This window comes from Achromobacter sp. (assembly GCF_057314935.1).
In genome coordinates this window covers 21,680-30,941 of sequence record NZ_DBHKZA010000027.1, presented here as the reverse complement: position 1 = coordinate 30,941, position 9,262 = coordinate 21,680, and the positions used below count along the sequence as shown (strand labels likewise).

Genomic DNA, 9,262 nt, shown 5'->3' with positions numbered 1-9,262 from the left:
TCTTTGCATTCCCTTACCGGCTCGGGAATTCCTCTAGCGATTCCCACCCCCGTCAGCGTGTAATATCCGGCGGGTATTGCTCGAAGTCCCAGGTGTTGCAGTAAGGAGCAAAGAGATGCAACGACGTTCATTCTTGAAGCACGCCGGACTCGGCGCCGTCGCCACGGGAGCCGCCGTCAGCACGCCTGCGTTCGCGCAGGACATGCCGTCATTGAGCTGGCGTCTGTCGTCCGCATTCCCCGCTGCCCTGGACCTGCGCATCGGCGCCGGCGAGCATTTCTGCAAGTTCGTCTCGGAAGCCACGGGCGGCAAATTCAACATCCGCCACTTCCCCGACGGCGAAATCGTCCCGGCCTCGGACCTGCTGGAAGCCGTCTCCACCAGCAAGGTGGAATGCGGCCACGGATCGTCGCGCCTCTTCTTCGCCAAAAATCCCGCCTTCTGCTTCGACGCCGCCGTGCCCTTCGGGTTGAACGCGCGCCAGATGAACGCGTGGATGAGCGAAGGCGACGGACTGCGCCTGACCCGCGAACTCTTCAAGCCGGAAAAGATCATCAATTTCCCGCTGGGCAATACCGGTGCGCAAATGGGTGGCTGGTACACCCGCGAAATCAAGCGCCTGGCCGACCTGAAAGACCTGAAGATGCGGGTGAGCGGGCTGGCCGCCGACGTGTTGGGGCGCATGGGCGTCTCGCCACAAGCGGCGGACCCGGCCAAGCCGCTGGCCGAAGCCTTTGAGAAAGACGGGCTGCAGGCTGTGGCTGGCGCGGGCGCCTATGACGACGACAAGCTGGGTCTGAATAAGGTAGCTAAGTATTACTACGCACCCGGCTGGTGGGCGGGCGGCGAACAGCTGTCCCTCTACATCAACGACGAGGCCTGGAACAAGCTGCCCAAGCACTACCAGGCAGTGGTGCAGGCCGCGTCGCTGGCCGCGCATGTCTCGCTGACGGCGCGCTACGACGCCCGCAACCCGGCCGCGCTGGCGCAATTGACGGCAAGCGGCGCGCAAATCCGCACATTTCCGCGCGCCATCATGGACGTGGCGTTCGAAACGACGCAGCAGGCTTACAAGGACTTGGCGGCCAAAGACCCGAAGTTCAAGGCCATACACGACAGTTACATGGGCTTTCGCGACAGCGAGATGCCGTGGTTCCGCTTGACCGAAAGCGCCTATGGCCAGTACCTGGGCGTGGCGCTGTCGGGCAGGTAGCAGGGAGGTCCGCCGCAGGCTGAACGGCATTCGGTGGAGAGTAGGGTTTTTGCTAGTAATACCGCGTTTTTTACAAAAAAATGGGCGGTTTTCGGGCTTTTCTCGAACCACATTCGAGTTTCGGCCTGATACAAAGGAGTAATATCCCGGGTCTTGACGCGCAATCATGGCGCCTTTAGGCGGCATAAGACGTCAATCCGGCGGGATTACACCAGCCCGGATTACCAATATTCCGAGACAGACTTTAAGGTGGTATCAACCATGCAATCCAAGACCAAGAAGCTGCTGGCCGCGCTGATCGCCGCCGGTATCGTCCCGGCTGCGCACGCGGCTGACATCAAGCTGGGTGTGGCGGAAGCCCTGTCCGGCGGCGCCGCCCAATACGGCGTCTCGATCCGCAATGGTTTCCAGCTTGCCGCTGATGAAATCAACGCTGCGGGCGGTATCAACGGCAACAAGCTCGTGCTGGTGGTCGAGGACGAACAAGGCAAGAAAGAAGAAGCCATCAACGTCTTCAAGAAGCTGATCTTCAAGGACAACGTCCTGATGGTCTTCGGCCCGACGCTGTCGAACTCGGCCCAAGCCGCCGACCCGATCGCCCAGGCTGCCAAGACGGTCGCCTTCGGCACGTCCAACACCGCCGACGGCATTACCTCCATCGGCAACTACGTGTTCCGCAACTCGGTCACCGAAGCCGACGTGCTGCCGGCCACCATCTCCACCGTCAAGGCCAAGACCGGCCTGAAGAACGTGGCGGTGCTCTACGGCAACGACGACGTCTTCACCAAGAGCGGCTACGACAACTTCAAGAAGGCCCTGGAAGACCAGAAGATCCCGGTCACCACGACCGAAACGTTCGCCAAGGGCGACGTGGACTTCAAGGCCCAGCTGACCAAGATCAAGGGCACCAACCCCGACGCCATCGTGCTGTCCGCACTGCTGGCCGAAGGCGCCCCGATCATGGTGCAGGCACGCCAACTGGGCCTGAACGTGCCCGTCATCGGCGGCAACGGCATGAACTCGGTCAAGATTTTCGACCTGGCCCCTGGCGGCGCATCGAACAATCTGTGGATCGGCAGCCCGTGGTCGATCGAGAACAAGGCCCCCGAGAACGTCAAGTTCATCGACGCGTACAAGGCCAAGTTCAACGGTTCGCCCGACCAGTTCGCAGCCCAGTCGTATGACGCCATGTACATCGTGGCCCAGGCGCTGAAGAACACCAAGATCACCGGCGAACTGGCCAAGGACCGCGCTGCCCTGCGCGACGCCCTGCCTGCCGTGACCTGGACCGGCGCCACCGGCGCGTTCAAGTTCCGTCAAGCCAACGACCGCGCCGGCAAGCCGGCCGGCTACGACGCCGACCAGGCGCCGATCGTCAGCGTGACCAAGGACGGCAAGTACGTCATCGAGAAGTAAGCAGTACGCATCCCCGCGCGGGGGGATGCGCCTTGCGGACGGCAGCGCTGTCCGCAAGGCGCTTTTTATCGTAGGGCCGTCCCAAGACAAAAATGGCCTCCCCCGGGGAGAGCCAGACCACGCAGCGGGCGCGTGGAGGCCCTCATAAATCTGGAAAGTCCCATCATGTTCGAACAACAATTCGTCAATGCCTTGTCGCTGGGCTGTGTGTATGCACTGTTCGCGCTGGGCTTCACGCTGATCTTCGGCGTGCTCGGGGTGATCAACCTGGCGCATGGCGCCGTCTTCATGGTTGGCGCCTACGCGGCACTGTTCGTCGTCCAGCAATTCGGCCTGCCCCTGTGGGGTGCGCTGATGGTCGCGTTCTTCGTGGCCGGCTTCACCGGGGTCATCATCGATTACCTGGTGCTCAAGCCCCTGCGCAAGCGCAACGCGCCGCACTTGATCCCCATGATCGCCACGATTGGCGTGGGCATCATCCTGAACAACGGCGCCCAAAGCATTTTCGGCGCCAGCAACCTGCGCTTCCCGCACGGCACCGTGCCCGAGGAAGTGATCGAAATCGCCGGCCTGCACCTGACCGTCATCGAGCTGGGCATCATCTTCCTGTCGTTCGCGCTGATGGCCGTGCTGATGTACGTCATGCGCCGCACGCAGTTCGGCCGCGCGCTGCGCGCGATCGCCGAATCGCCCAAGGCCGCCTGGCTGCTTGGCATCAACGTCGAAAAACTGTTCGTCACGACCTCGTTCGCCGCCGCTGCCCTGGGCGGCGTGGCCGGCGTGCTGATCGGGCTGTATTCGAACGCGCTGTTCCCCCTGATGGGCCAGCCGATGCTGCACAAGGGCATCGCGGTCATCATCCTGGGCGGCATGGGCGACATCCGCGGCGCCATGCTGGGCGGGCTCTTCCTGGGCTTCGCCGAGGTGCTGTCGGTCGCGTACGTCGGCTCCACCATGCGCGATGCGGTGGCTTTCGGCCTGCTGTTCCTGATCCTGCTGGTGCGCCCGCAAGGTCTGTTCGGCAAAGTGGTTCAACGCAAGGCTTAAAGAATGAGCGGATTCGAAAACTTCTGGGCCATCTACGGCAACCTGGTGCTCACGCTGGGCACCAATGCCCTGCTGGCCCTCTCCATCTGGCTGACCCTGGCTTGCGGCATGCTGGCCATGGCCAACGCCGCTTTCATGGGCATCGGGGCGTACACCGCCGCGCTGCTCACCATGAACTACGACGCCCCGTTCACGGTCGCCTTGGCCGGCGGCATGGCGGCGCCCGCGCTGGTGGCGGCGCTGATCGGCCTGCCGACCTTGCGCTTGTCAGGGGTCTATCTGGCCATGGCCACGCTGGGCTTCGGTGAAGTCGTGCGCGTGACCATCCTGAACACCGAGTCCCTCACGGGCGGTGCGCTGGGCTTGAACGGCATTCCCCAGCTGACGCAGTGGTGGCATGTGGTGCTGGCGGTCGTCATCGTCCTATTCGTGCTCTGGCGCGTGCGCGCCTCCAAGATCGGCCGCTCGTTCGACGCCATCCGCGGCGACGAAACGGCCGCAGGCCTGATGGGCATCGACGTGCGCGCCAACAAGATGCTGGCCTTCGTGGCCGGCGCGATGATCGCAGGCCTGGCCGGCGCCCTGAACGCGCACCTGACCTTCTTCATCGGTCCCAACGAATACGGTTTCGACCGGGGCGTTGAAATCCTGACGATGGCCATCCTGGGCGGCATCGGCGGCCTGGCGGGTCCCGTGCTGGGCAGCTTCATCATTACGGTGCTGCCCGAGCTGCTGCGCGGCTTCGCGGATTTGCGTCTGATCGCGAACGGAGTGATTCTGGTGGTGATTGTGTTGTTCCTGCCGCAAGGCATCTGGGACCCGGCGCGCTTCAAGCGCTGGGCGCGTCAAGGCCGTCAGGGAGGTAAGCGCCATGCTTGAGCTTTCCTCCGTCTCCAAGAGCTTCGGCGGCCTGCATGTGCTGCATGACGTCAGCCTGTCCGTGCCCGAAGGCGCGATCTTCGGCCTGATCGGCCCCAACGGCGCCGGCAAGACCACGGTGTTCAACCTGATCACCGGCCTGTTGCCGCCCAGCGGCGGCTCGATCACGTTCAACGGCCAAAGCGTGCTGGGCAAGAAGCCGCACAGCATCACGCGCATGGGCATCGCCCGCACGTTCCAGAACATCCGTCTCTTCAAAGAGATGACGTTGCTGGAAAACGTGGTGGTGGGCGCCTATCGCCACATGAACTACGGCTTCCCCAGCCTGCTGCTGGGCCTGCCGGGCTACCGCGAGCACGAAAAGCGCGCCCGCGAGCGCGCCCACGAGCTGCTGACGTGGATGCGCCTGGACCACAAGGCCAACGACCTGGCCGATAACCTGTCCTACGGCGAACAGCGCCGCCTGGAGCTGGCGCGCGCGCTGGCCACCGAGCCCAAGCTGTTGCTGCTGGACGAGCCGGTCGCCGGCATGAATACCGGCGAACGCGCCGAACTCATGCGCGAGATCCTGGCGATCCGCGATCGCGGCTACACCATCCTGATGATCGAGCACGACATGCGCTTCGTCATGGGCCTGTGCGAACGCATCGCGGTGCTGAACTTCGGCAAGATCATCGCTTGCGGCGGTCCCGAAGAGATCCGCAACAATGAGCAGGTCATCGAGGCCTACCTGGGCCGCGAAGACGACGAAGACACCGAACAAGCGGAGGCCGCCAAATGAGCGTTATGCTGGAAGTCCGCGGACTCGAGGTCAACTACGGCCATATCGAAGCCGTCCGCGGCATTGACCTGGACCTGAACGCCAAAGAAATCACCGCCCTGGTCGGCGCCAACGGCGCCGGCAAATCGACCACGTTGCTGGCGCTGTCGGGCTTGCTGCCCAAAGCGCGCGGCCGCATCCTGTTCGAAGGCGAAGACGTCACCAACCTGGCCCCGCACCAGCTCGTGGCGCGCGGCATCGTGCAGGTGCCGGAAGGCCGGGCCATCCTCACCACCATGACGGTGCTGGAAAACCTGGAGCTGGGCGCCTACCGCCGCGGCCTGAAGAACGTGGATTCCGACCTGGAATACGTGTTCAACCTGTTTCCGCGCCTGAAAGAGCGGATCACCGGCATCGCCGGCAACCTGTCGGGCGGCGAACAGCAGATGCTCGCCATCGGCCGGGCCTTGATGGCCAAGCCCCGCCTGCTGCTGCTGGACGAACCGTCGATGGGCCTGGCGCCGATCGTCGTGCAGGAGATCTTCCGTTCGCTGCGCGCCATCAACGCCGACGGCCTGACCCTGTTCCTGGTGGAGCAGAACGTGCGCCAGGCGCTGAAGATCGCCCAGAACGGCTATGTGCTCGAGAACGGCGCCATGGCGCTGACCGGCACCGGGCGCGAACTGCTGGGCCATCCGCGGGTGCTGGAAGCGTATCTGGGCGCCTGAGCGCGCCCCTGCGTCGGGGCTTTGTCCCCGAATTGCATGTGCGCTGGCTGCAACATGGCTTGCGGCCAGCCACCGCCTGAGGTTTTTTGCGCTTGCCCATTTTTTGAGCAACCGTGTTAGAATTTCAGGCTTTCCCTCATTTTGACCATTGCACGGGCGGGTAATAACGCTTAGGCGGGACGTCATAAAGATAAGGCCCGGGACTTGAAATCCAACGATTTCACGTCGCCAGGACTCTTGTCTAGTTGGGGAAAGAACACTGGCTAGACGTTCTAGTCAGCAAGAACTTTTTATTCTTAGGAACCATCATGAAGACCTTTGTGGCCAAGCCGCATGAAGTCCAACGTGACTGGTTTGTGATCGACGCCAAGGGCAAAGTCCTCGGTCGTGTGGCCAGCGAAGTCGCACGTCGTCTGCGTGGCAAGCACAAACCTGAATTCACGCCGCACGTTGATACCGGCGATTACATCGTCATCATCAACGCATCCGATATCGTCGTTACCGGTACCAAGGCGAAGGACAAGAAGTACTTCCGCCACACCACGTACCCGGGCGGTATCCGCGAAACGAACTTCGAGAAAATGCAAGAGCGTTTTCCCGGTCGCGCCATTCAGAAGGCCGTCAAGGGCATGCTGCCCAAGGGTCCTCTGGGCTACGCCATGATCAAGAAGCTGAAGGTCTATGCCGGTGCCGAGCACCCGCACACCGCCCAGCAGCCCAAGACGCTGGATATCTAAGGAAACGCCATGATCGGTAACTGGAATTACGGAACCGGCCGTCGCAAAACTTCGGTGGCTCGCGTTTTCATCAAGAAGGGCACGGGTAAGATCGTTGTCAACGGCAAGCCCGTCGACGAGTTCTTCGCCCGCGAAACTGGCCGCATGATCGTGCGCCAGCCGCTGGAACTGACCGGCCACCTGGAATCGTTCGACATCAAAGTCAACGTCCACGGCGGCGGTGAAACCGGCCAGGCCGGCGCAGTCCGTCACGGCATCACGCGTGCCCTGATCGACTACGACGCGACCCTGAAGCCCGCACTGTCGCAAGCTGGCTTTGTGACCCGCGATGCCCGTGAAGTCGAACGTAAGAAGGTCGGCTTCCGCAAGGCACGTCGTCGCAAGCAGTTCAGCAAGCGTTAATGTTGCTGCAAAAAACCCGCTTCGGCGGGTTTTTTGTTTTTGGGCGGACGCGGCGCAGATGCCCCGGCCGCCCCGCGCGGAACTCCGCGCACCCCGTCCGGTCGGACAAAGGGGTTCGCGCACCAATTTTGGCACGGTGCGGGAAGACCCGTTTCCCGAGCGATACAATCTAGCCTCGTTCTACGAAGAGCACACCATCATGGCCCAAGCATCGAACACCCGTATCAAGGTTGGTATCGTCGGCGGCACCGGTTATACCGGCGTCGAGCTGCTGCGCTTGCTGTCGCAGCATCCCAATGTGGAATTGACCGCCATCACGTCCCGCAAGGAAGACGGGCTGCCGGTGGCTGACATGTATCCGAACCTGCGCGGCCGCGTGAACCTGGCCTTCTCGGCGCCGGAAAAGGCCACGCTGACGGATTGCGACGTGGTGTTCTTCGCGACGCCGCACGGCGTGGCGATGGCGCAAGCCCAGGAACTGATCGCCGCGGGCACCCGCGTCATCGACCTGGCCGCCGATTTCCGCCTGCAGGACATCCCCACCTTCGAACGCTGGTACAAGATTCCCCATACCTGCCCGGACATCCTGGCCGAATCGCAATACGGCCTGGTGGAACTGAACCGCGAAGCCATCGCCCGCGCGCGCGTCATCGGCAATCCCGGCTGCTATCCCACCACCGTGCTGCTGGGTCTGGCTCCGCTGCTGGAAGGCGGCAAGGCGCTGGTCGATGCGCAAACCCTGATCGCCGACTGCAAGTCGGGCGTGTCGGGCGCTGGCCGCAAGGCGGAAGTGGGTTCGCTGTTCTCGGAAGCGTCCGACAACTTCAAGGCCTACGGCGTGGCCGGTCACCGCCACCATCCGGAAATCGTCGCCCAGCTGGAGAAGATCTCCGGCGGCAAGGTCGGCCTGACCTTCGTGCCGCACCTGGTGCCGATGATCCGCGGCATGTTCTCCACGATCTACGCCCGCATCCTGCCCGAAGCCCGCGACACGGACTTCCAGGCCCTGTTCGAGCAACGCTACGCCAACGAACCCTTCGTGGACGTGATGCCGGCAGGCAGCTTGCCTGAAACCCGATCGGTGCGCGCGTCGAACAACCTGCGCATCGCGCTGAGCCGTCCGGGCAATGGCGACCAGCTGATCGTCCTGGTCGTGCAAGACAATCTGGTCAAGGGCGCCGCCGGCCAAGCCGTCCAGAACATGAACCTGATGTTCGGCGTGCCCGAATCGACGGGCCTGGATCAGGTCGCTATCCTGCCCTGATGCCTGGATCGGGCGACGGCTCCGGCCGCCGCCCCTCTGCTTCCCATGCCTGTCGACTCCCCCGCCACACCGCCTTCCCGCCCCGCCGGCGGGCTGCTGCGCGTGGCGGCCGGGCTGCTGGTCGGCGTGCTGCTGGGCGGCGTCGCCGGCTACTTCCATGCCCAGCGGCAAGCCCAGCCGCAGGACGCCGTCGTCATCAGCGCGGCGCAAGCCGAGGCGCAGCAAGAGGCCATGCGCCAGCAGGCCACGCAATTGCGCTACACGCAGGGCCAGCTGGATACCGCCGATGGCGAACTCGTCATCGAGCGCGCCGCCCGCCAGGAACTTGAATCCCAATTGCGCGCCGTGCAGGCCGAAGTGGGCCGTGTACGCGACCAGTTGGCCTTCTACGAACAATTGCTGCCTCCCGGGCCGGAAGGCTCGGTGGACATTCGGGGCGTGCAGATCGACCGCGAAGGCGGCGGGCTGCGCTACAAGGTGCTGTTGATGCGCAGCGGGCGCAACGGCGGCGCGTCGTTTGCGGGCGCGCTGCGTTTCCAGGCCACGGGCGTCCTGAAGGGCGAAACGGTTACCGTGGATTTGGCCCCCCTGCAGGTCAAGGCTGAAACCGGGCCAGTGACCGCCACCGGCGAATCCACCACGGCGGCGTCGCTGGCCCTGCAATTCGACCAATACCAGCGCAGCCAGGGCGTTCTGGCGGTGCCCGAGGGTTTTGTCCCCGAAAGCGTCACCGTCAGCGTTCTGGAAGGCGATACCGTCCGCGCCTCGCGCAGTATCAAACTGGAACTTTGAGTCTAGTCAAGCCCTGCGCTATAG

Annotated in this window: 10 protein-coding genes; all 10 read left to right on the top strand. The window is 63.5% G+C overall.

Annotation, left to right across the window (positions count from 1 at the left end; genetic code table 11):
- Positions 1–115 precede the first annotated feature (115 nt).
- The 10 genes from ACO6D5_RS12350 (at position 116) to ACO6D5_RS12305 (ending at position 9,238) form a co-directional block, all read left to right on the top strand.
- Positions 116–1,213 carry a twin-arginine translocation signal domain-containing protein gene (locus tag ACO6D5_RS12350; protein WP_315527897.1) on the top strand — a complete coding sequence of 366 codons (1,098 nt, stop codon included), beginning with the start codon at positions 116–118 and terminating at the stop codon, positions 1,211–1,213.
- A gap of 261 nt (positions 1,214–1,474) precedes the next feature.
- Positions 1,475–2,629 carry an ABC transporter substrate-binding protein gene (locus ACO6D5_RS12345; RefSeq protein WP_315527895.1) on the top strand — a complete coding sequence of 385 codons (1,155 nt, stop codon included), beginning with the start codon at positions 1,475–1,477 and terminating at the stop codon, positions 2,627–2,629.
- Between the two features lie 165 nt (positions 2,630–2,794).
- Positions 2,795–3,676: a branched-chain amino acid ABC transporter permease gene (locus tag ACO6D5_RS12340; protein WP_315527893.1), complete on the top strand. Its 882-nt coding sequence runs from the start codon at positions 2,795–2,797 to the stop codon at positions 3,674–3,676.
- 3 nt (positions 3,677–3,679) lie between these two features.
- The gene (locus tag ACO6D5_RS12335; protein ID WP_315527891.1) at positions 3,680–4,555 is read left to right on the top strand and encodes a branched-chain amino acid ABC transporter permease; all 876 of its coding nucleotides are present in this window, start codon (positions 3,680–3,682) and stop codon (positions 4,553–4,555) included.
- On the top strand, positions 4,548–5,336 hold the full coding sequence (locus ACO6D5_RS12330; RefSeq protein WP_006226690.1) for an ABC transporter ATP-binding protein: 789 nt from the start codon (positions 4,548–4,550) through the stop codon (positions 5,334–5,336). The genes ACO6D5_RS12335 and ACO6D5_RS12330 overlap by 8 nt, the downstream gene beginning before the upstream one ends.
- The gene (locus ACO6D5_RS12325; RefSeq protein ID WP_315527890.1) at positions 5,333–6,043 is read left to right on the top strand and encodes an ABC transporter ATP-binding protein; all 711 of its coding nucleotides are present in this window, start codon (positions 5,333–5,335) and stop codon (positions 6,041–6,043) included. The genes ACO6D5_RS12330 and ACO6D5_RS12325 overlap by 4 nt, the downstream gene beginning before the upstream one ends.
- A gap of 308 nt (positions 6,044–6,351) precedes the next feature.
- Positions 6,352–6,780 carry a 50S ribosomal protein L13 gene (gene rplM, locus ACO6D5_RS12320; protein ID WP_006217309.1) on the top strand — a complete coding sequence of 143 codons (429 nt, stop codon included), beginning with the start codon at positions 6,352–6,354 and terminating at the stop codon, positions 6,778–6,780.
- Between the two features lie 9 nt (positions 6,781–6,789).
- Complete coding sequence (rpsI, locus tag ACO6D5_RS12315) at positions 6,790–7,182, top strand: 30S ribosomal protein S9 (protein WP_006226692.1); 393 nt, start codon at positions 6,790–6,792, stop codon at positions 7,180–7,182.
- Between the two features lie 199 nt (positions 7,183–7,381).
- On the top strand, positions 7,382–8,446 hold the full coding sequence (gene argC, locus ACO6D5_RS12310; RefSeq protein WP_485825537.1) for an N-acetyl-gamma-glutamyl-phosphate reductase: 1,065 nt from the start codon (positions 7,382–7,384) through the stop codon (positions 8,444–8,446).
- 45 nt (positions 8,447–8,491) lie between these two features.
- On the top strand, positions 8,492–9,238 hold the full coding sequence (locus tag ACO6D5_RS12305) for a DUF6776 family protein (protein ID WP_315527885.1): 747 nt from the start codon (positions 8,492–8,494) through the stop codon (positions 9,236–9,238).
- The last annotated feature ends 24 nt before the right edge of the window (positions 9,239–9,262 follow it).

Excerpts from the sequence above, each read along its gene's own strand:
- ACO6D5_RS12350 (WP_315527897.1), top strand. The coding sequence starts at position 116 with ATGCAACGACGTTCATTCTTGAAGCACGCCGGACTCGGCGCCGTCGCC.
- ACO6D5_RS12345 (WP_315527895.1), top strand. The coding sequence starts at position 1,475 with ATGCAATCCAAGACCAAGAAGCTGCTGGCCGCGCTGATCGCCGCCGGT.
- ACO6D5_RS12340 (WP_315527893.1), top strand. The coding sequence starts at position 2,795 with ATGTTCGAACAACAATTCGTCAATGCCTTGTCGCTGGGCTGTGTGTAT.
- ACO6D5_RS12335 (WP_315527891.1), top strand. The coding sequence starts at position 3,680 with ATGAGCGGATTCGAAAACTTCTGGGCCATCTACGGCAACCTGGTGCTC.
- ACO6D5_RS12330 (WP_006226690.1), top strand. The coding sequence starts at position 4,548 with ATGCTTGAGCTTTCCTCCGTCTCCAAGAGCTTCGGCGGCCTGCATGTG.
- ACO6D5_RS12325 (WP_315527890.1), top strand. The coding sequence starts at position 5,333 with ATGAGCGTTATGCTGGAAGTCCGCGGACTCGAGGTCAACTACGGCCAT.
- rplM (WP_006217309.1), top strand. The coding sequence starts at position 6,352 with ATGAAGACCTTTGTGGCCAAGCCGCATGAAGTCCAACGTGACTGGTTT.
- rpsI (WP_006226692.1), top strand. The coding sequence starts at position 6,790 with ATGATCGGTAACTGGAATTACGGAACCGGCCGTCGCAAAACTTCGGTG.
- argC (WP_485825537.1), top strand. The coding sequence starts at position 7,382 with ATGGCCCAAGCATCGAACACCCGTATCAAGGTTGGTATCGTCGGCGGC.
- ACO6D5_RS12305 (WP_315527885.1), top strand. The coding sequence starts at position 8,492 with ATGCCTGTCGACTCCCCCGCCACACCGCCTTCCCGCCCCGCCGGCGGG.